The 20,221-nt window shown below is 74.6% G+C and carries 17 protein-coding genes; 12 read left to right on the forward strand and 5 right to left on the reverse strand.

The window, feature by feature from the left end:
• Positions 1-416 precede the first annotated feature (416 nt).
• The 8 genes from mfd to KDL28_RS33780 all read left to right on the forward strand — a co-directional run bounded on the left by mfd (position 417) and on the right by KDL28_RS33780 (position 10,711).
• Entirely contained in the window at positions 417-3,980 is a 3,564-nt protein-coding gene (gene mfd / locus KDL28_RS33745) for a transcription-repair coupling factor (protein ID WP_252445208.1), read from the forward strand.
• Positions 3,981-4,060: 80 nt separating this feature from the next.
• Positions 4,061-5,275: a sensor histidine kinase gene (locus KDL28_RS33750; protein ID WP_252445181.1), complete on the forward strand. Its 1,215-nt coding sequence runs from the start codon at positions 4,061-4,063 to the stop codon at positions 5,273-5,275.
• A complete protein-coding gene (locus tag KDL28_RS33755; RefSeq protein ID WP_252445183.1) occupies positions 5,268-6,368 on the forward strand; it encodes a hypothetical protein in 1,101 nt (366 codons plus the stop codon). The genes KDL28_RS33750 and KDL28_RS33755 overlap by 8 nt, the downstream gene beginning before the upstream one ends.
• A complete protein-coding gene (locus tag KDL28_RS33760) occupies positions 6,353-7,048 on the forward strand; it encodes a LuxR C-terminal-related transcriptional regulator (RefSeq protein ID WP_252445185.1) in 696 nt (231 codons plus the stop codon). Before KDL28_RS33755 ends, KDL28_RS33760 begins: the two co-directional genes overlap by 16 nt.
• A gap of 215 nt (positions 7,049-7,263) precedes the next feature.
• The gene (locus tag KDL28_RS33765; RefSeq protein ID WP_308216098.1) at positions 7,264-8,160 is read left to right on the forward strand and encodes a peptidylprolyl isomerase; all 897 of its coding nucleotides are present in this window, start codon (positions 7,264-7,266) and stop codon (positions 8,158-8,160) included.
• 7 nt (positions 8,161-8,167) lie between these two features.
• A complete protein-coding gene (locus KDL28_RS33770) occupies positions 8,168-9,112 on the forward strand; it encodes a nucleoside triphosphate pyrophosphohydrolase (RefSeq protein ID WP_252445187.1) in 945 nt (314 codons plus the stop codon).
• Positions 9,113-9,163: 51 nt separating this feature from the next.
• Complete coding sequence (locus KDL28_RS33775) at positions 9,164-9,952, forward strand: lytic transglycosylase domain-containing protein (protein WP_252445188.1); 789 nt, start codon at positions 9,164-9,166, stop codon at positions 9,950-9,952.
• Between the two features lie 30 nt (positions 9,953-9,982).
• The gene (locus tag KDL28_RS33780) at positions 9,983-10,711 is read left to right on the forward strand and encodes an HD domain-containing protein (protein WP_252445190.1); all 729 of its coding nucleotides are present in this window, start codon (positions 9,983-9,985) and stop codon (positions 10,709-10,711) included.
• Between the two features lie 156 nt (positions 10,712-10,867).
• Here KDL28_RS33780 and efeB read toward each other — a convergent pair whose 3' ends face one another.
• The 4 genes from efeB to KDL28_RS33800 form a co-directional block, all read right to left on the reverse strand.
• Complete coding sequence (gene efeB / locus KDL28_RS33785) at positions 10,868-12,109, reverse strand: iron uptake transporter deferrochelatase/peroxidase subunit (protein ID WP_252445192.1); 1,242 nt, start codon at positions 12,107-12,109, stop codon at positions 10,868-10,870.
• A complete protein-coding gene (gene efeO, locus KDL28_RS33790) occupies positions 12,106-13,278 on the reverse strand; it encodes an iron uptake system protein EfeO (RefSeq protein ID WP_252445194.1) in 1,173 nt (390 codons plus the stop codon). Before efeO ends, efeB begins: the two co-directional genes overlap by 4 nt.
• A gap of 42 nt (positions 13,279-13,320) precedes the next feature.
• The gene (efeU, locus tag KDL28_RS33795) at positions 13,321-14,154 is read right to left on the reverse strand and encodes an iron uptake transporter permease EfeU (protein WP_252445196.1); all 834 of its coding nucleotides are present in this window, start codon (positions 14,152-14,154) and stop codon (positions 13,321-13,323) included.
• Positions 14,155-14,305: 151 nt separating this feature from the next.
• On the reverse strand, positions 14,306-14,722 hold the full coding sequence (locus KDL28_RS33800) for a tetratricopeptide repeat protein (RefSeq protein ID WP_252445198.1): 417 nt from the start codon (positions 14,720-14,722) through the stop codon (positions 14,306-14,308).
• A 136-nt stretch (positions 14,723-14,858) separates the two neighbouring features.
• On the opposite strand from KDL28_RS33800, the gene eno reads away from it, so the two are divergent.
• The 3 genes from eno to KDL28_RS33815 are packed head-to-tail and all read left to right on the forward strand — an operon-like array spanning position 14,859 to position 17,177.
• Complete coding sequence (gene eno / locus KDL28_RS33805) at positions 14,859-16,151, forward strand: phosphopyruvate hydratase (RefSeq protein WP_252445200.1); 1,293 nt, start codon at positions 14,859-14,861, stop codon at positions 16,149-16,151.
• Positions 16,152-16,167: 16 nt separating this feature from the next.
• The gene (locus KDL28_RS41820; RefSeq protein ID WP_252445202.1) at positions 16,168-16,674 is read left to right on the forward strand and encodes an FtsB family cell division protein; all 507 of its coding nucleotides are present in this window, start codon (positions 16,168-16,170) and stop codon (positions 16,672-16,674) included.
• On the forward strand, positions 16,671-17,177 hold the full coding sequence (locus KDL28_RS33815) for a DUF501 domain-containing protein (RefSeq protein ID WP_252445204.1): 507 nt from the start codon (positions 16,671-16,673) through the stop codon (positions 17,175-17,177). The genes KDL28_RS41820 and KDL28_RS33815 overlap by 4 nt, the downstream gene beginning before the upstream one ends.
• Positions 17,178-17,231: 54 nt before the next feature.
• Here KDL28_RS33815 and KDL28_RS33820 read toward each other — a convergent pair whose 3' ends face one another.
• On the reverse strand, positions 17,232-18,848 hold the full coding sequence (locus KDL28_RS33820) for an acyl-CoA dehydrogenase family protein (protein WP_252445212.1): 1,617 nt from the start codon (positions 18,846-18,848) through the stop codon (positions 17,232-17,234).
• Between the two features lie 351 nt (positions 18,849-19,199).
• Between KDL28_RS33820 and KDL28_RS33825 the strand changes: the two genes are divergently transcribed.
• Positions 19,200-20,150, forward strand: a complete 951-nt coding sequence (locus KDL28_RS33825) for a Ppx/GppA phosphatase family protein (RefSeq protein WP_252445206.1) — start codon at positions 19,200-19,202, stop codon at positions 20,148-20,150.
• The last annotated feature ends 71 nt before the right edge of the window (positions 20,151-20,221 follow it).

Consider the following 20,221-nt stretch of genomic DNA (forward strand, 5'->3'; position numbering starts at 1 on the left):
AGGCGGTCGCCGCCCGGCACGGGCGGCTCAACGTGCTGGTCGGCAAACGCGGGCTCGCGGGCACCGGCGGACCGACCCCACGAGCGTTCGCTCGTGGAGAGGGAGCGTGCTGACCAGCAGCGCCTCGTACCGGTCGTGCCTGGCGCAGCCACCGGTCGGCCGTGCGGTGGGCGAGGTGGTCGCGGGATGGGCGGGTGCCCTGAGCAGGAGGCGCGATGGGAGCGCCGTCCGCGAGCGCGACGCCGGTCGCGCGCGTCACCCGGACGTGCGTACCGATGTGCTCGCAGGTGCACGTGCGGTGAGGTGGCACCGTCGGGCGTAGGCTGGTTGCGAGGCCGCGCCCGGGCACTTCGACGGGCAGTGGTCTGTTCTGCGTGCGCTCATCTGCCCGGGGGGATTCCCGCATCGTGGCCAAGCTGTCCGGTCTGCTCCGTTCCGTCCTGTTCGACTCCGGTATCCGCTCCGTCGTCGACGCCGCTCGCGATGTCCGGCCCGTGGGTGTGCCTTCCCTGCAGGTCGAAGGGCCCTCGGCGCTGCGCCCGTTCCTGGCGGCGGGGCTCGGGTCGGCCGAGGGGGCCGATCGCACGGTCCTGGCCGTCACGGCCACCGACCGGGAGGCGGAGGACCTGGGGGCGGCCGCGGTCGAGCTGCTCGGGCCCGACGCCGTCGCGGTGCTGCCGAGCTGGGAGACGCTGCCGCACGAGCGGCTCTCGCCCCGGCCCGACACGGTGGGCAGGCGGCTGTCGATCTTCCGGCGGCTGTCGGACCCGGCGGCGGCGCCGCGGGTCGTGGTCGCGGCCGCGCGCAGCCTGATCCAGCCGATCGCGCCGGGGTTGGGGGCGCTGGAGCCGGTGCGGTTGCGCGTCGGCGACACCCACGACTTCGACGAGCTGCTGGTGCGGCTGGTCGAGCTGGCCTACACGCGGGTCGAGATGGTCACCGCGCGCGGCGAGTTCGCGGTGCGCGGCGGCATCGTCGACGTCTTCGCGCCGACGGCCGACCACCCGGTGCGCGTCGAGTTCTGGGGCGACGAGGTCAGCGAGCTGCGCTCGTTCTCGGTGGCCGACCAGCGCTCGGTCGGGCCGGTCGAGGAGCTGCTGGCGCCCGGGTGCCGGGAGCTGCTGCTGACCACCGAGGTGCGCGACCGGGCCGCCGCGCTGGCCCGCCGCTACGAGAACAACCCGCAGCTGCGCGAGCTGCTCGAGCACCTGGCCGAGGGAATGCCCGCGGAGGGCATGGAGTCGCTCGTCCCGGCGCTCGTCGACGGCGAGCTGCAGCTGCTCACCGACCTGCTGCCGGCGGGCGCGCTGGTGCTGCTGGCCGACCCGGAGCGCATCCGGACCCGCAGCGCCGACCTGGTCCGCACCGGGCAGGAGTTCCTGGCCGCGTCCTGGTTCGCCGCCGGCATGGCCGACGACGCCACCGCGCCGATCGACGTGGGCGCCTCGGCCTACCGCGACCTCGCCGAGGTGCTCGAGCACGCGGTCGCGTCCGGGCGCCCGGTGCTCACCCTGAGCCCGCTGCTGTCCGGCCGCGAGGACGTCATGGCCCCCGAGGTGCACGAGGTCGAGTCCTACCGCGGCGACACCGACCGCGCACTGGTCGACCTGCGGGCGCACGTCGCGGCGGGCGGCACCGCGGTGCTGGTGGTCGGCGGGCAGGGCACCGCGAAGCGGTCGCTGGAGCAGCTGCGCGAGGCGGACGTGCCGGCCACCCTGGCCGACGCGCTGCCCGACGTGCCCGACAAGGGCCTGGTCACGGTCACCTGCGGGCGGATCCCCAACGGGTTCACCGCCGGGGAGCTGGTCGTGCTCTCCGAGGCCGACCTGACCGGCAACCGGGCCGGCGTCACCGAGACCCGAAAGCTGCCCACCCGCCGGCGCAACGCCGTCGACCTGGTCACGCTCAAGCCCGGCGACTACGTCGTGCACGGCCAGCACGGCATCGGCCGGTTCGTGGAGATGCGCGAGCGCACCGTCGGCGGGGCCACCCGCGAGTACCTGGTGCTGGAGTACGCCAGCTCCAAGCGGGGCCAGCCCGCCGACCGCCTGTTCGTGCCCACCGACGCCCTCGACGAGGTCAGCCGCTACGTCGGCGGCGAGATCCCGACGCTGAACAAGCTCGGCGGCGCCGACTGGGCCAAGACCAAGGGCCGGGCCCGCAAGGCCGTGCGCCAGATCGCCGCCCAGCTGGTGCAGCTCTACGCCGCCCGGCAGTCGGCGCCCGGGCACGCCTTCCCGCCCGACACGCCGTGGCAGCGCGAGATGGAGGACGCCTTCGCCTACACCGAGACGCCCGACCAGCTCGCGGCGATCGACGAGGTCAAGGCGGACATGGAGCGCCCGGTCCCGATGGACCGGGTGATCTCCGGGGACGTCGGGTTCGGCAAGACCGAGATCGCGGTGCGGGCGGCGTTCAAGGCGGTGCAGGGCGGCAAGCAGGTGGCGGTGCTGGTGCCGACCACGCTGCTGGCCACCCAGCACCTGGACACGTTCACCGAGCGGATGCGGGCGTTCCCGGTGACCGTCAAGGGGCTGTCCCGGTTCACCGACGCCGCCGAGGCCAAGCAGACGATCGCCGGGTTGGCCGACGGCTCGGTCGACGTCGTCGTCGGCACCCATCGGCTGCTGCAGACCGGCGTGCGCTGGAAGGACCTCGGCCTGGTGATCGTCGACGAGGAGCAGCGCTTCGGCGTCGAGCACAAGGAGCACATCACCGCGCTGCGCACCCACGTCGACGTGCTGACGCTCTCGGCCACGCCGATCCCGCGCACGCTGGAGATGAGCCTGGCCGGCATCCGCGAGCTGTCCACGATCACCACCCCGCCCGAGGACCGCCACCCCACGCTCACCTACGTCGGCGCCTACGACGAGAAGCAGGTGACCGCCTCCATCCGGCGCGAGCTGCTGCGCGACGGCCAGGTGTTCTACGTGCACAACCGGGTGTCGACCATCGACCGGGCGGCGCGCAGGATCCGCGAGCTGGTGCCGGAGGCGCGGGTGGCGGTGGCGCACGGCCAGATGAACGAGGAGGTGCTGGAGCGCACGGTCAACGGGTTCTGGCACAACGAGTACGACGTGCTGGTCTGCACGACGATCGTGGAGAACGGGCTGGACATCTCCAACGCCAACACGCTGATCGTGGAGCGCTCGGACACCCTGGGCCTGTCGCAGCTGCACCAGTTGCGCGGGCGGGTCGGGCGCGGCCGCGAGCGCGGCTACGCCTACTTCCTGTTCCCCCCGGAGCACCCGCTCACCGAGACCGCGCACGACCGGCTGGCCACCATCGCCCAGCACTCCGAGCTGGGCGCGGGCGCCGCGGTGGCGATGAAGGACCTGGAGATCCGCGGCGCGGGCAACATCCTGGGCGCCGAGCAGTCCGGGCACATCGCCGGCGTCGGCTTCGACCTCTACATCCGGCTCGTCGGCGAGGCGGTCGCGGCGTTCCGCCAGCAGGCCGGGGCGGGGGAGGGCGAGACCGAGGAGGCGCTGACCGAGGTCCGCGTCGACCTGCCGATCGACGCGCACGTCCCGCACGACTACGTCACCGGCGAGCGGCTGCGCCTGGAGGTCTACCGCAAGATCGCCGAGGCGCCCGACCAGGCGGCGCTGGACGCGATCGTCGACGAGCTGACCGACCGCTACGGCGAGCCGCCCGCCGCGGTGCGCAACCTGCTGGCGGTGGCGGCGTTCCGGCAGAACTGCCGGGCGCTGGGCGTGGCCGAGGTGGCCGCGGCGGGCAACCAGATCCGGATCGGCCCGGTCGAGCTGCCCGACTCGGCCCAGATGCGGCTCAAGCGGCTGCACCCGAAGGCCGCATACAAGCCGGCGGCCCGGGCGGTGCTCGTGCCCAAGCCGGTGGAGGGCGGGCGCATCGGCGGGGCCCCGCTGCGCGACGTCGCCCTGCTGGACTGGTGCGCGAAGCTGCTGACCGACCTGCTGGTCCCGCGGCAGGCACCGGCGGCGGCCGGTCGGGTGTAGCCTCCTCGAGCCGCTCGCCGGAGCGGCCACGAGACCCCGCGGGCAGCGGCCGCCCGGCGGCCCCGACCTCTGGGAGTGCGGTGACCGAGCACCCCGTCCCGCACCGGCGGCCGACGCCGCGCAGCGTGCTGGCCGGGCTGATCCGGCCGGCCGGGGCCGGTGAGCCGCGGGCGACGGCGGAGTTCCTGCACCGGTCCGCGCAGAGCTACGCCGGCCTGGGCCGGGCGGTGGTCGGGGTGCTCGGGGCGCTGATCGCGCCGTTCGCCGGGCCGCCGATCGGGGTGGCCGCGTGCGTGGCCGTCTCGGCGTGCTTCGCGGCGTGGAGCCTGTGGTACGGCTGGCGGACGCGCACCGACCCGAACCCCGTGCTGTGCGGCATCGACGTCGGCGTGCTGTGCGCGCTGGCGCTGGCCCAGCCGCTGCTGGTCGACCCCGACCTGACCCTGCAGCTGGCCGGCTGGGTCACGCCGGTGGTCTCGTTCGGGGCGGTCGCCATGCAGTGGCACTTCCCGGTCCGCTCGGGGCTGCTCTGCGCCGGGGCGATCGGGGTCGCGCTGGTGGTCGGGGCCGCGCTGAGCCCGGGCATCGGGCTGGGCGCCGCGCTGCTGGCCGGTGGCGTCTGGACGGTCGTCGAGGCGCTGCTCTCCCGGCTGCTGTGGCGGCTGGTGCAGCGCGGGGCGCGGATCGCCGACGAGGTCATGGCGCGCGGCTTCGCCCAGGAGCGGCAGGCCGAGACCGCCGCCGCCCGCCGCTCCGACCAGCGCCTGCACTGGTCGACGGTGCACGACACGGCGGCCAGCACGCTGCTGATGGTCGGGCTCGGCGAGGTCCGCGGCGACGAGCCGTGGCTGGCCGACCAGCTCCGGCGCGACATCGCGACCCTCGACGGCGGGCCGGCCGAGCCCGACGAGTGGTGCGACCTCGTCGCGGCGCTGGCCGGGGTGGCCGGGCGGGCGAAGGTCGAGGTGGCGCTCGACCTCCCGGTGGACGGGCCGGTGCTGGTGCCGGGTCCGGTCGGCCAGGCGGTCGAGGGGGCGGTCGGGGAGGCGCTGGAGAACGTCCGGCGCCACGCCGGCACCGGCCGTGCCGCCCTGGCTCTCACCGGCGTCGTCGACCGGCTGGTCGTGACGGTCAGCGACCGTGGGGCGGGCTTCGCGCCCTCCGCGGTGCCGCGGTCCCGGCACGGCCTCGTGCTGTCGATCCGCGAGCGGATGGCCCGGGTCGGCGGCTCGGCCGACATCCGCTCCGCGCCCGGCTCGGGCACCGTGGTGGAGCTGGGGTGGTCGCGTGGCTGACCAACCGCTGGGCCGGCTGCTGCTGCGCGGGGTGCGCGAGGCGCAGTCGATGATCCTGGTCGCGATCCTGCTGCTGCTCGACCTGCCCAGCCTGCTGGGCAGCCAGGCCGCGTACTCGCCGCAGTGGCTCGGCTGGCTCTGGTACGGCCTGCTGGTCGCGGTGGCCGCGGTCGACGTCGTGCTGGGGGTGCGGCACCGGTTCTGGGGGCGGGCGGCCTGGCCCGGCGCGCTCTTCGTGCTGGCCGTGTCGACCGCCGCGGCGGCGTCGCTGCCCACCGCGGAGCTGCTGGGCCCGGCCCACTACACCTTCGGCGTGGTCGGCTGGTTCGGCCTGGTGATCTTCGTCGACCACCGCGTCCGGCACGTGGTGGCGTTCGTCGTGCTGCACGTCGCGGTCACCGCGGTGCTGCTGGCCTGGCGCGGCGTGCTGGCCGACGAGGCGGTCACGCTGGCCACCGTGGCCCTGGGCGTCGGCTCGTTCCAGTTCGCGCTGATGGCGGCGACGCTGGTGCTGCGGGGGATGGCCGACCGCGCCACCGAGGTCGCGGTGGCCCAGGCCGAGGTGGCCACCCAGGAGGCCATCGCGCGGGAGGTGCACGCCGACCGGAAGGCCCGCTACGCGGCGCTGCGCGAGGCCGCGCTGCCGCTGCTGCGCGGGATCGCCGATGGCGCGTTGTCGCCATCCGACCACGTGGTGCAGCGGGCCGCGGCCGTCGAGGCGGCCCGGCTGCGCAGGCTGTTCAGCGAGCACGGCGACGGGGCGACGCCGCTGGCCGCGGAGGTGGAGTCGCTGGTGGACGTGGTCGCACGGCGGGGCGTGCAGGTCCGCTACGCCGCCCGCCCGCTGCCCGTCGAGCCCCCGCCCGAGGTACGCCGGTCGTTGGTGGAGGCGATCAGCGGTGTACTACTGGTGACCGCGCGGACGGCCCGCGTGACAGTCGGGGGCACCGGGAGCGATGTGACGGTGAGCGTGGTCACCGACGGCGACGTCGGTGGTCCGGTGCGCGGTGCGCCGGATGCGGAGCACGTGCGGACGTCGACCGTGGTCGACGGGGGTCGGACCTGGGTGGAGGCCAGATGGCTGATCCCCTAGCCGGGCCGAGGGGGCCCACGGTGGTGATCGTGGACGACCACCCGGCGATCGTCGACGGGGTGCGCGGGTGGTGCGCGGCGGCGGATCCGCCGATCGAGGTCGTGGACAGCGGGAACCGGCCCGCGGTGGCGTTCGCCGGCGCGGGTGCGGGTGCCGACGTGGTGGTGTTCGACCTCCTCTACGGCAACCAGCCGGATTTCTCGTCGTTACGACGGTTGGTCGAGGCGGGGCGCCGGGTCGTCGTGTACTCCCAGGAGGACTCGGCCGACACGGTGCTGCGCTGTGTGGAGCTGGGCGTGGCCACGTACCTGACCAAGTTCGAGGGCGACGAGCACCTGGTGCCGGCCATCCACGCCGTCGCGGCGGGCGGCACGTACACCGGCCCGGTGCTCAGCGGCGTCCTCGCAGGCGACCGAAGACCCGGGCGACCCGTGCTCAGCGAGCGCGAGCGCGAGGTCCTGATCGCCTGGTTCGAGTGCGAGTCCAAGCAACTGGTGGCGCGCAAGCTGCACATCTCGGTGAAGACCGTGGACACGCACATCGAGCGCGTCCGCATGAAGTACGCCGACACGGGCCGCCCGGCCACGTCGAAGTCCGCGCTGATGATCCGCGCGTTGCAGGACGGCATCGTGGACCTCGAGGACTTCGACGACCGCGGCGACGGTCGGGGCGAACGCTGATTCGCCCCGCGCGCGGCACCGGGGTGCGGCCGGCTCCCCTCCAGAACACCGGCCGCACCCCGTTGCGCGCTGGCGGGGCGAGTCAAGAAGTTACGGCGGGTCCGGTCGCCGCCGTGTCGGGTGAACACCCCACACGACGGGTGAATGTTCAACTGCGACCCTCGGACCGCCGGATCCGACGACGTGAGAGGGTGTTCGGCGTGCGTAGGCAGGTTGTGCGGGTCATCGTGGCCGTGACGGCAGCGGGAGCGGTGGCGACCGGGTGCAGCGGCCTCGGGCAGCCCGGGTCCGCAGCGGTCGTCGGCGATCGGTCCGTGCCGTTGGAGACCGTGCAGAGCCAGATGCAGGCGGCGTTGGACAAGCCCGACCAGATGGCGCGCCTCGGCGCCGACGGGCGCGGGCCCGACGACATCGCCCGCGGGCTGGTCACCCAGCAGGTCCTGCACGAGCTGGTCACCCGGGAGGCCGCCGAGCGCCGCGTCACGGTCACCGAGCAGCAGGTCGACTCGTCGCTGGCCGACCAGGGCGGCGCCGCCTCCATCCTGGAGAACACCTTCCTCGACGAGGCCGGGCTGCGCGAGCGCGTCCGCGACCAGCTGCTGGCCGCGGAGATGGCCCGCGACGTCGTCGGCGGGCTGTCGGTCACCGCCGACCTGGTCGCGGCCACCTCCCGCGAGGAGGCCGACCGCACGGCGCGGACGCTGCTCGCCGGCGGCCCGGCCGCCGAGGCCCTGTTCGCCAACCCGGACACCGCCGCCCGCGGCCAGACCTACCAGGCCGTCACCGCGCCCGAGGCGGCCGCGACGGTGCTGTTCAGCACGCCGGCCGGCGGGGTGGCGGCCTTCCAGCCCGACCCGGGCCGCGCCACCTGGATCGTGCTGCGGGTGACCGAGAGCCGCACCGACGTGCAGACGCCGCCGGAGGCGGTCAGCGCGCTCAGCCAGTCCGACCTGGTCGGCATCGGCTACCGCCTGCTGCAGCCGGTGGCCGACGAGGTCGGCGTCACGGTGAACCCGCGCTACGGCGTGTGGGACCCGATCAGCCTGCAGGTGGTCGCCGAGGAGGACGTCTCCGGCGAGATCCTGCTGCCGAACGCGCCGGCCGCGGGCTGAGCCGGCGGTGCCGGGCACCCTCGTCGTCCTCCCCGCGCGGTACCCGGGGGCCGTGCCGGCCGCCGCGGTGCCCGCGCTGCGCTCGGCCGCCGTCGTGCACGCCGACGCCACGCTCCCCGACGACGTGCTCGCCGAGCTGGGCGCCGTGCGCCGGGTCGACGGCGAGCCGTTCGAGGTCCTGCTGACCAGCGACCCCCACCACCCCGACGCGGCCACCGCCGAGCGGGTGCTGGCCGCGCCCGCGCCGGCCGGGTCGGCGCTGCTGGACGCGGTGGCCGTGATGGACCGGCTGCGCTCGCCCGGCGGCTGCCCGTGGGACGCCGAGCAGACCCACACGTCCCTGCTGCAGTACCTGGTCGAGGAGTGCTACGAGCTCTACCAGGCCGTCGAGGACGGCGACCGCGACGCCACCCGCGAGGAGCTGGGCGACGTCCTGCTGCAGGTCCTGTTCCACGCCCGGATCGCCGCCGAGCACCCGGACGCCCCGTTCACCGTCGACGACGTGGCCGCCGACCTGGTGGCCAAGCTCGTCGGCAGGCACCCGCACGTCTTCGCGGGCAGCGAGGTGGTCGACACGGCCGAGCGCCAGGAGCACCGCTGGGAGGAGCTCAAGCGGGCCGAGAAGAGTCGCGAGTCCAGCGTGGACGGCGTGCCGCTCGGCCAGCCCGCGGTCGCGCTGGCCGCCAAGCTGACCAGCCGCACGGCCCGCGCCGGGCTGCCCGCCGACCTGCTGCCGGTCGGCCCCCAGGTGGGGGAGCGGCTGTTCGCGCTGGCCGCCGCGGCCCGGTTGGCCGGCATCGACCCGGAGGCCGAGCTGCGCGGGGCCGCCCGCCGCTTCGCCGACGCCGTCCGGGCCGCCGAGAAGGCCGCGCACGCCGACGGCGTCGACCCGCACGCCATGGACTCGGCGGCCTGGCGGACGTACTGGCAGGTCAGCGCGCCGTCGTCCTGACGGGGGTCGCCCCTGAGCGGGTACCGCGGGCGCCGTCGCTACGGTGGGTGTGTGGCCGCCGAGCGCAGACGCCCCGCCGTCCTGGCTCTCGGCGTCGTCGTCGCCGCGATGGCCATGCTCCTCGGGCTCGTCGTGGTCGTCGGGCTGGTGCTGGCGTCGCGCATCGACAACGCGGAGCTGCCGCCCGCCCGCGGCGCGGGCGACGGGATCGTCGAGGCCGACGTCGCCCCGGACACGCCCGCCCCGCAGCCGCCCGCCCTCGACCCGGGCACCGACCTGGCCGCCTGGGCCGGCGGGGTCGCCGAGGCCCAGGGCCTGCCCGAGCGGGTGGTGCGGGCCTACGGCGCGGCCGAGCTGGCGCTGCGCGCCGAGAACCCGGACTGCCGGCTGTCCTGGGCGACGCTCGCCGGGATCGGCCGGGTGGAGTCGCACCACGGGCAGATCGGCCAGGCCGACGTCGACTCCGACGGCGTGGCCCGCCCGTCGATCATCGGCGTCCCGCTGGACGGCACCGAGGGCACCCGGGAGATCCTCGACACCGACGGCGGCCTCCTCGACGGCGACACCCTCCTGGACCGCGCCGTCGGGCCGATGCAGTTCCTGCCGACCACCTGGGAGCGGTTCGGCGCCGACGGCAACGGCGACGGCGTGAACGACCCCCAGCAGATCGACGACGCCGCCCTGGCCGCGGGCAACTACCTGTGCGCCGGGGGCCGCGACACCGGCACCGGCCCCGGCTGGTGGGCGGGCGTGCTCACCTACAACAACTCGAACGCCTACGGCCGGCTGGTCTGGGCCGCCGTCGAGCGCTACACCGGGCCGCCCCCGTCCGGCGGGTGATCCGGCGCCACAACCGGGTTAGCCTGCGGCATGGACGAGCTGTCGCCCGCCTACCTGAGATCGCTGCCCCTGCACGCGGTCACCGAGGTCTACGGCGAGCCGGGGCTGCGGCGGCGTCTCGAGCTGGAGCTCGAGGCCCTGGCCGACACCGGGGTCGACCGCGTCCCGATCGACAGGGCGTTCGCGCTCGCCGACCGGCTCCACCGCGCCGACCGCCGCGTCCGTGAGCCCGTCGTCAACCACCTGCTGCGGGTCACCCTGCGCATCCTGTGCCACTACCGCATCCGCGACGTGGACGTGCTGGTCGCGGCGCTGCTGCACGACGCGGTGGAGGACCACCCCGCCGAGCTGGCCGGCGGCTCCCCGCTCGACCCGACCGCTGCGGCGCTCGGCGTGATCGCCCGCGACTTCGGCACCCGCGTCGCCGCGGTGGTCGAGGCGGTCACCAACCCGGAGTACGACCCGGACCGCGACAAGGACGAGCAGTACCGCGAGCACGTCGCGGACAGCCTGGCCGCGTCGCCGTGGGCACGGGTGGTCAAGTTCTCCGACTTCACCGACAACGGGGTGGGCATCCTCTACACGACCGGCCCCAAGGTGCGCCGCGCCGCCGTCAAGTACGGCCCGCTGGTCCCGGTGCTGCGCGAGCTGCTCGACCTGCCCGACACCCCGCTCGCCCCCGACGTCCGCCGCCACGTCGCCGCGCAGTTCGACCTGGCCGAGTCCCGCTTCGCCGCCATCCTGCAGCCCACGTCCTGAGCTGCGCCTCCGGCCGCATCTGTCCGGCCCTCGCAGCGTCAAGGGGGTGTCACAGCCTTGCGTGGGTCGTCGCAGCGCGCCGACGGGCTGCGACGACCCACCCAGGGCTGCGAGACGACGGGATTCCAATGATCGACACGGGCAGAGCCAGGCCGATCAGCCCTCCAACAGCGACTGCCCCCAGTAAGCGCCCTCGCCGAGGCCCGCGGGACACGCGAACACCGCCGAGCCGGTGTGCTCGATGTACTCCATGAGGTCGTCGCTGTTGGCCAGCGCGCTCTGCATCGGCACGAACTGCGCGTGCGGGTCGCGCAGGAACGCGATGAAGAACAGCCCCGCGTTCAGGTGCCCCTGCCCGTCGCTGCCGTCGACGAAGTTGTAGCCGCGGCGCAGGATCCGCACGCCGCCGAGGTTGTCGGCGGAGGCCAGCCGGATGTGCGCGATCGTCGGGATCACCGGCTCGCCCGTGGGGCCGGTCGCGGTGTAGTCGGCGAGGTCGAACTCGGACTGCTCGCCCAGCGGCGCGCCCTCGCCCTTGTCCCGGCCGATGATCCGCTCCTGCTCGGACAGCGACGTGCGGTCCCAGATCTCGATGTGCATCCGGATCCGCCGGGCCACCAGGTAGCTGCCGCCGTCGAGCCAGGCCGGGCCGTCGCCGGGCTGGACCCACACGTGCCGGTCGAGCTCGGCGCCGTCCTCGGCCTTGACGTTGTGGGTGCCGTCCTTGAAGCCGAACAGGTTGCGCGGGGTGGCCTGCGCGGTCGACGTCGACGACGTGCGCCCGAACCCGAGCTGCGACCAGCGCACCGCGGTGGTGCCGAAGCCCATCCGCACCAGGTTGCGCACGGCGTGCACGGCGACCTGCGGGTCCTGGGAGCAGGCCTGGATGCAGAGGTCGCCGCCGGAGGTCGCCGGGTCGAGCTGGTCGCCGGTGAACGCGGGCAGCGGGGCCAGGCCCGGGGGCATCCGGTCGGTCAGCCCCAGCTTCTCGATCAGCCCGGCGCCCACCCCGAAGGTGAGGGTCAACGACGAGGCCGGGAGGCCGAGGGCCTCGCCGGTGTCGTCGGGCGGGGCGTCCGGGTTGCGGTTCACCGCGCCGCCGGGGGTGGTCTCGGCCCCGGCGACCATCCGCTCGGCGGCGGCGGTCCACTTCTCGAGCAGGCCGATGACGCGCTCGCGGTTGTCCGTCGTGAGGTCGAGTGCGACGAAGTGCAGCCGGTCCTGGGCCGGGGTGACGATCCCGGCCTGGTGCCGACCGCGGAACGGCACCACGGACTCGGCGCCGCTCAGCGCGGGCCGCTCGGCGGTGGCCGAGCAGCCGGCCACGGCGCCGACCCCGGCCAGCGCGGCCCCGGCCCCGGCCCAGCCGAACAAGTGCCGCCGGGAGAGCCCGGTCATGCGGTGACGACGCCCGCGACCTGGCTGATCGGCTCGCCCAGCGCGTCGACGGCATCGCTCATCTTGCGCGTGTCGTCCGCGGTCAGCTCGGTGTAGAGCTTGTAGCCGTCGCCGACGCGGTAGGTCTCCAGCAGGTCGTCGACGGCCTCGAAGCGCTCGTCGAGCAGCGGGCCCAGGGTCGGGTCCTTCTCGTCGATCACCGGGCGCAGCGCGGCCACGGCTCCCTGGGAGCCCTCGACGTTGGCCTTGAAGTCCCAGAGGTCGGTGTGGGAGTAGCGGTCCTCCTCACCGGTGATCTTGCCGGTGGCCACCTCGTCGAGCAGCTCCTTGGCCCCGTTGGCCAGCTGCACGGGGGTCAGCTCGAGGGCGGCGACGCGGGTCTGCAGGTCCCTGGCGTCAGCCATCAGCTGGTCGCCGATGGCCCCGGAGTCGGGCTGCAGGCCGTCGACCCACAGGTCCTTCTCCAGGCGGTGGAAGCCGGTGAACTCCACGCCGGGGTCGCGCTCGTCGTCCTCGCGGCCGTCCATCTTCGGGTCGAGGTCGCCGAAGGACTCGGCCACCGGCTCGATGCGCTCCCAGTAGGTGCGCGAGACCGGGAACAGCGCCTTGGCCCCCTCGACGTCGCCGGCCTTGACGGCGTCGACGAACTCCTGGGTCTTGGGCAGGAACGCCTCGATCTGCGAGGTGACCCAGCGCTTGTAGCCCGCGGTGGCCTCGGCGAGGCGGGTGTCCTGGTCGACCGAGCGGGTCGCGGTGCCGGTGACGGCGAACGGGGCGCGGATGCCGTCGCCGACCATGCCGGGCTTGCAGGCGGTCTCGTAGTCGCCGCCGTCGGGCACCTCGACGATCAGCTGGCGGGTGAGGCCGGGGCCGATGTTCTCGACCTCGCCCATGATCCGGTCGCCGACGCCGTAGAGGTAGAACTCGGTGACCTTCGAGCCGGTGTTGCTGACCGCGAAGGTGATCGTCCCGGCGGGCGCATCGGCGGCCGAGACGTCGCAGGCGGTGTCGCCGGCGTCGACCGCGATCGGGCCGCCGCCCGCCGCGCCGCCCCCGGCGTCGCCGCCGGTCGCCTGCGGGGCGGTGCTGGTGCAGCCGGCCATGGCGAGGACGGCGAGCGCGCCGGTGCACACCGACGTGCGCAGGCCCGGGCGAGACGTGCGGGACATGGTTCTCCTCGAACGGGGGGGTGGGACGGGCGAGTGGGACCGCTACCGGGAGCCGGGGGCGGTCGGCGAGGTCGACCGCGCGTGTTGCGGTCGCAGGAACAGGGGCAGCACCACGCCCACGTAGGCGACCCAGACGACCGCCTCGAGCACCGTGGTCCGCGGCGAGAAGTTGAAGACGCCCTTGAGGAGGGTGCCGTACCAGGAGTCCGGCGGGACGGCGGCGCTGACGTCGAACGCGAGCGTGTTCAGCCCGGGCAGGATCGCGGCCTCCTGCAGGTCGTGCACCCCGTAGGCGAGCACGCCCGCGGCCACGAAGATCAGCAGCGCGCCGGTGACGGTGAAGAACCGGCCCAGGTCGAGGCTGACCGCGCCGCGGTAGATCAGCCAGGCGAGCGCGACCGCCACGGCGATGCCGAGCAGGAAGCCGATCAGCGGCTCGGTGGTCCGGCCGGCGGCCTGCGCGGCGGTGAAGAAGAACAGCGCGGTCTCCAGGCCCTCGCGGCCGACGGCGAGCGCGGACATCACGACGACCGCCGTGGACCCCAGCTGGATCGCGTCCTCCATGCGCCCGCGCAGCTCGGCGGAGATCGACCGGGCGGCCCGGCGCATCCAGAAGATCATCCAGGTGACGAAGCCGACCGCGATGATGGACAGCGCACCGCCGAGCGCCTCCTGGGCCTCGAACGTGAGCTGCTGCTGGGCCAGGGCCAGGCCGACGGTGACGGCGGCGCTGACCGCGACCGCGATGCCCACGCCCAGCCAGACCTTGGGCAGCACGGAGCGGCGGTCGGTGCGGACCAGGAACGCGATCAGGATGCTGACGACGAGGGCCGCTTCCAGCCCCTCGCGCAAACCGATCAGGAAATTGCCGAGCACGTCATACCCCGTGATCCCCACTCCGGCCCGTCGTTATTAGGACCTCCTCATCGACGGCATGGTGAGGCTAGCTTGCCGAACGGAGCAGAGGAAGGGTTGCGCACGGCACAGAATTCGGCCGCCGCCGGGCTAATCCGGTGGTACGTCCGGATTAGCGGTTCTCATCGGAATTGCCGGATTCGGCGTCGCTGAGCGCCATCCGCGCCCGCACCTCGCCCAGCGCCTCCTGGTACTCCGGGCGCGGGTCCATCGCGGCGGCCATCTTCAGCTGGGCGTGCGCCTCGCCGAGCCTGCCCTGCCGGTGCAGCGCCTTGCCCAGCGCGAAGCGGGCGTAGTGGTCGGCCGGGTCGAGGTCGACCACCCGGGCGAACGCGGCCTCGGCCCGCTCCAGCTGCGCGGAGTTCAGGTAGGCGCGCCCGGCCAGCAGCTGGACCGAGACGGAGTCCGGCTGGCTCTCCAGCACCGGGACCAGGGCCTGCAGGGCGTCCAGCGGCCGCTGCCGGGCGATGAGCATCTCGGCCCGGCGGAACGACTCGAAGATGCCGTCGGAGGCTGGCTGGCTCGTCATGGTCGTTCCCAGAGTAGGTGTCCGCGGGGCCCACGGCGAGGGCTTGACACGCCACGGCCCGGCGAACGGCGGGGGTGCGGGGGCGCCGACTACGCTGACCGACGAACGCAAAGGCGAGGACCCGACGGGAGCACTGGTGGCGGTCATCGAGCAGGTCGGCGCACGGGAGATCCTCGACTCGCGGGGCAACCCGACGGTGGAGGTCGAGGTCGCCCTCGACGACGGGACGCTGGCCAGGGCCGCGGTCCCCTCGGGGGCGTCGACCGGCGAGCACGAGGCCGTCGAGCTGCGCGACGGCGACCCGCTGCGCTTCGGCGGCAAGGGCGTGGAGAAGGCCGTCACCGCGGTCCTCGACGAGATCGGCCCGGAGCTGGCCGGCATGGAGGCGGTCGACCAGCGCCTGGTCGACCAGCGCCTGGTCGACCTGGACGGCACCCCCGACAAGTCCCGGCTGGGCGCCAACGCCCTGCTCGGGGTGTCGCTGGCGGTGGCGAAGGCGGCCGCCGAGTCGTCCGGGCTGGAGCTGTTCCGCTACGTCGGCGGCCCGAACGCGCACGTCCTGCCGGTGCCGATGATGAACATCATCAACGGTGGCGCGCACGCCGACAGCTCGGTCGACGTGCAGGAGTTCATGATCGCCCCGGTCGGCGCCGACTCGTTCCGCGAGGCGCTGCGCTGGGGTGCGGAGGTCTACCAGGCGCTCAAGTCGGTGCTCAAGAGCAAGGGCCTGGCCACCGGGCTGGGCGACGAGGGCGGCTTCGCCCCCGACCTGCCCGGCACCCGCGCCGCGCTCGACCTGATCGCCGAGGCCGTGGAGAAGACCGGCTACGCGCTGGGCCGCGACATCGCGCTGGCCCTGGACGTGGCGGCCACCGAGTTCCACCGCGACGGCGTCTACTCCTACGAGGGCAGGCAGCTCAGCTCGGCGGAGCTCTCGGAGGTCTACTCCGAGCTGGTGCACGACTACCCGCTGGTCTCCATCGAGGACCCGCTGTCGGAGGACGACTGGGACGGCTGGGTCGCGCTGACCACCAGCCTGGGCGAGCGCGTCCAGATCGTCGGCGACGACCTGTTCGTCACCAACCCCGAGCGCCTCGACGACGGCATCAACCGCGGTGCCGCGAACGCGCTGCTGGTGAAGGTCAACCAGATCGGCACGCTGTCGGAGACGCTGGACGCGGTCACCCTGGCCCACTCCTCGGGCTACCGCTGCATGATGAGCCACCGCTCCGGCGAGACCGAGGACACCACGATCGCCGACCTGGCCGTGGCCACCGGCTGCGGGCAGATCAAGACCGGTGCCCCGGCCCGCTCCGAGCGGGTGGCGAAGTACAACCAGCTGCTGCGCATCGAGGAGGCCCTCGGTGACGCCGCCCGCTACGCGGGCGACCTGGCCTTCCCGCGGTCGGCCTCCGGGGCCGGGGCCTGATCGACAGGCGGCGGGCGTGAGCGAGGAGCGCGGGCGGGGCCGGGTGCGCAAGCCCCGGCCGCGCACCGACGGCGCCACGCCCACCACGCGCCGCCGCAAGCAGGAGCCGCGGCTGGCCCGCACGCACACGCGCGGCGTCGTGGCGGTCACCAGCGACCTGCTGGGGCTGTCCTCGGCGAAGCGGGCCGCGATCCTGGCCATGGTGGTGTGCGCGGTCGCGCTGACGGTCGCCGTGCCGCTGCGCAACTACGTCGGCCAGCGCCAGGAGCTGGCCGCGGTCGGCGAGCAGCAGCGCGTGCTGGCCGCCGAGGTCGAGCGGCTGACCGAGGAGCGGGCCCGGCTGGCCGACCCGGCCGAGGCCGCCGCCCAGGCCCGCACCAGGCTGGGCTACGTCGACCCGGGCGAGGTGCCCTACGTGGTGCAGCTCCCCGGCGCCGGGGAGCCGCCGCCCGCCCCGGAGGTCGGCAGCGGCCTCACCTGGTACCAGGCGCTGTGGCGAGATGTGAGCGGGGAGGAACGGTGACCGGAATCGCGGCGGCCGACGCTGCGGCGGTGGCGGCCCAGCTGGGGCGCCCGCCGCGGGCGGTGCGCGAGGTGGCGCACCGCTGCCCGTGCGGCCTCCCGTCGGTGGTGCAGACCGCGCCCCGGCTGGAGGACGGCACCCCCTTCCCGACGCTGTACTACCTGACCTGCTCGCGGCTGAGCTCCCGGCTGAGCACGCTGGAGGCGGCCGGGCGGATGCGGGAGATGACCGAGCGCCTCGCCGACGACCCCGAGCTGGCCGCCGCCTACGAGCGCGCCCACGAGGCCTACCTGGCCGAGCGCGACGCCATCGAGTCCCTGGGCACGCGGGTGAGCGCGGGCGGGATGCCCGACCGGGTCAAGTGCCTGCACGTGCACGCGGCGCACGCGCTGGCCGCCGGGCCGGGGGTCAACCCGTTCGGCGACGAGGCGCTGGCCGAGGTCGGGGAGTGGTGGGTGGCGGGGCCCTGCGCCTCGGTGCCCTGGCGCGCGAGATGTACGTGATGGGGCTTCGGACGCGCTGTTGAGCCCCACCACGTACATCTGATCATGCGGGCCTCACCCCACGTGCGGCGTCACCCGCTCCAGCAGCGCCACCGTGTGCGCCTCGGCGGGCAGCGTGCCGATCGTGCGCCAGGGGCCCTCCGGGGAGAACCGGGAGGCGATGAACCCGGAGCCCACCTCGGACGGCGCGTGTCGCAGCAGCAGGCTGCCCTGCAGGCACAGCGCCACCATCTCGGCCAGCCGCCGGGCCCGGCGCTCCTCGCGCCCGCGCAGCTCGGCGTGCAGGTCCTGGATGCCGCGGTCGAACCAGCGGTCCAGGCCCTTGGCCGCCTCCACCTCGGCGAGCACCGCCTCCACCGGAGCGGCGTCGTGGTTGAGCGCGCGTAGCACGTCCAGCGCGGTGACGTTGCCCGAGCCCTCCCACACCGAGTTCAGCGGCGCCTCCCGGTAGAGCCGGGGCAGCCCGGAGTCCTCGATGTAGCCGTTGCCGCCCAGGCACTCCAGCGCCTCGGCGACCAGCGTCGGCGTGCGCTTGCAGACCAGGTACTTCGACGCCGGCAGGGCCAGCCGCAGCAGGTCGTGCTCGCCGCGGTCGACCGCGCCGGCCAGCCGCATGCCCAGCGCGGTGGACGCCTCGGACTCCAGCGCCATGTCGGCGACCACCGTCTGCATCAGCGGCTTGTCGGCCAGCAACGAGCCGAAGGCGTGCCGGTGGGCGATGTGGTGGGTCGCCTCGCTGAGCGCGGCCCGGATCAGCGCGGACGAGCCGAGCACGCAGTCCAGCCGGGTCATCGAGACCATGTCGATGATCGTCCGGACGCCGCGGCCCTCCTCGCCGAGGCGCCAGCCGGTGGCGTCGGCGTACTCGATCTCGGCCGAGGCGTTGGAGCGGTTGCCGAGCTTGTCCTTGAGCCGCTGCAGCCGGATGCCGTTGCGGGTGCCGTCGGGCAGGACGCGGGGCAGCACGAAGCAGGTGAGCCCGCCGGGGGCCTGGGCCAGGGTGAGGAACAGGTCGTTCATCGGGGCCGAGGTGAACCACTTGTGCCCGACGATCCGGTACGTGCCCTCCGCGGTCGGCGTGGCCGTGCTGCTGATGGCCCGCACGTCCGAGCCGCCCTGCTTCTCGGTCATCGACATGCCGGCCAGCAGCCCGGCCTTGCCGCCCGGCTCGGCCAGCCCGAACTCGTAGCTGTGCGAGAGCAGGCCCGGCTCGTAGAGCGCGGCCAGCTCCGGGTCGTGGCGCAGGGCGGGCACGGCGGCGTAGGACATCGAGATGGGGCAGCCGTGCCCCGCCTCCAGCTGGCTGGCCAGGTAGAACCCGGCGGCCCGCGCCACGTGCGCCCCGGTGCCGGGCTCCTGGCCCCACGGTGCGCCGTGCAGGCCCCAGCCCACCGCGTTGCCCATCAGCCAGTGCCAGGAGGGGTGGAACTCGACCTCGTCGATGCGGTGGCCGTAGCGGTCGTGGGTGTGCAGGACGGGCGGGTTGGCGTTGGCCAGCACGGCGTGCTCGCGGGCCTTGGCCGAGGTGACCAGGCGGGCGAGGTCGGCCAGGAACGGCAGCGCGCCCTCGGCGCCCTCGCGGGCGATGGCGCTGGTCAGGGCGGGGTCGCAGGCGAGCGCGTCGAAGCCGGACAGCGGCGGCGACTGGTTCTCGACGTCGTGGGTGTGCAGCGGGGACCCCCGACCGGACGAGTGGGCGGGCCGCGCCGAGGCGGCCGGCGCGACGGCGCCGTTGCTGCCGTTGCGGGCCTGCGCGGGCACCGGGCCGTCGCCCGGGAGGGCGCCGTCGTCGATCGCCTGGGGGCTGTCCTGCGGGGTGCGGGCCCGCGGGACGGCGGTGTCCGGCGGGTCGGCGCGGTGCGCGTCCGCCGGCGCGGTCCCCTGTCCCGGTAACTCGGCCACGGGCCGAGCGTATCCAGCGGAGCAACACGTGGCGCTGACGCGCGCCGAGCGGATCGGCGTCGGTACGGTGGCCGCGCACCGCCCGGTCGGCCGATCCGGGCCTCGCCGGAAGGGGCACGGATGTCGCGCGTGGGCGCCATCGACTGCGGGACGAACTCGATCCGCCTGCTCATCGCCGACGTCACCGAGGTCCACGGCGGCCTCGACCTTCGCGACCTGCACCGCGAGATGCGCATCGTCCGGCTGGGCCAGGGCGTCGACGCGACCGGCGAGTTCGCTCCGGAGGCCCTCGACCGCACCCGCGCCGCTCTCGTCGACTACGCGGTGGCGCTGCGCCGCAAGGGCGTGGAGCGGATCCGGATGACCGCGACGAGCGCGGCGCGCGACGCCGGCAACCGCGAGGAGTTCTTCACCATGGTCCGCGAGACCATCGGCGTCGAGGCCGAGGTGATCAGCGGCGAGGAGGAGGCCACCCTCTCGTTCGTCGGCGCCGTCGGCGACCTCGACCCGGAGGACGGCCCGTTCCTGGTCACCGACGTCGGCGGCGGCTCGACCGAGCTGGTGGTCGGCTCGCTCGTCGACGGCGCGGCCCGGGTGGATGCCGCCCACTCCGCCGACGTCGGCAGCGTCCGGATCACCGAGCGCTGCCTGGCGGGCGACCCCCCGACCGCCGACGAGGTGGCCGCGGCCCGGGAGGTCACCGGCGCCGTCCTGGACGCCGCGTTCGCCGCGGTCCCGGTCGAGGACGTGCGCACCTGGGTGGGGGTGGCCGGCACGACCACCACGCTCTCCGCGGTCGCCCTGCGCCTGACCGAGTACGACCCGGAGGCCGTGCACCTGTCCCGGCTGTCCGTCGACGACGTGCACCGCGTCTGCGCCGAGCTCCTCGGGATGAGCCGGGCCGAGCGCGGGATGCACGCGGCCATCCACCCGGGCCGCATCGACGTGATCGGCGGTGGCGCGCTGGTCGTCGACACCCTCGCCCGCGAGCTGGCCTCCCGGGTGGGCGTGCGCGAGATGGTCGTCAGCGAGCACGACATCCTCGACGGCATCGCCCGCTCCATCGCCTGACCCCTCCGTCGAGAACGAAGTCGTCGTCGTTTTGGACCGGTCCAACCGACAACGGCTTCGTTCTCGACGGG

Origin of the sequence: Pseudonocardia humida (assembly GCF_023898865.1) — a bacterium.
Taxonomy (GTDB): Bacteria; Actinomycetota; Actinomycetes; order Mycobacteriales; family Pseudonocardiaceae; genus Pseudonocardia; species Pseudonocardia humida.

Bases quoted from the DNA above. Each gene is read 5' to 3' on its own strand.
- KDL28_RS33760 (WP_252445185.1), top strand. From the start codon at position 6,353: ATGGCTGATCCCCTAGCCGGGCCGAGGGGGCCCACGGTGGTGATCGTG.
- KDL28_RS33780 (WP_252445190.1), top strand. From the start codon at position 9,983: ATGGACGAGCTGTCGCCCGCCTACCTGAGATCGCTGCCCCTGCACGCG.
- efeB (WP_252445192.1), bottom strand. From the start codon at position 12,109: ATGACCGGGCTCTCCCGGCGGCACTTGTTCGGCTGGGCCGGGGCCGGG.
- efeO (WP_252445194.1), bottom strand. From the start codon at position 13,278: ATGTCCCGCACGTCTCGCCCGGGCCTGCGCACGTCGGTGTGCACCGGC.
- KDL28_RS33800 (WP_252445198.1), bottom strand. From the start codon at position 14,722: ATGACGAGCCAGCCAGCCTCCGACGGCATCTTCGAGTCGTTCCGCCGG.
- KDL28_RS33825 (WP_252445206.1), top strand. From the start codon at position 19,200: ATGTCGCGCGTGGGCGCCATCGACTGCGGGACGAACTCGATCCGCCTG.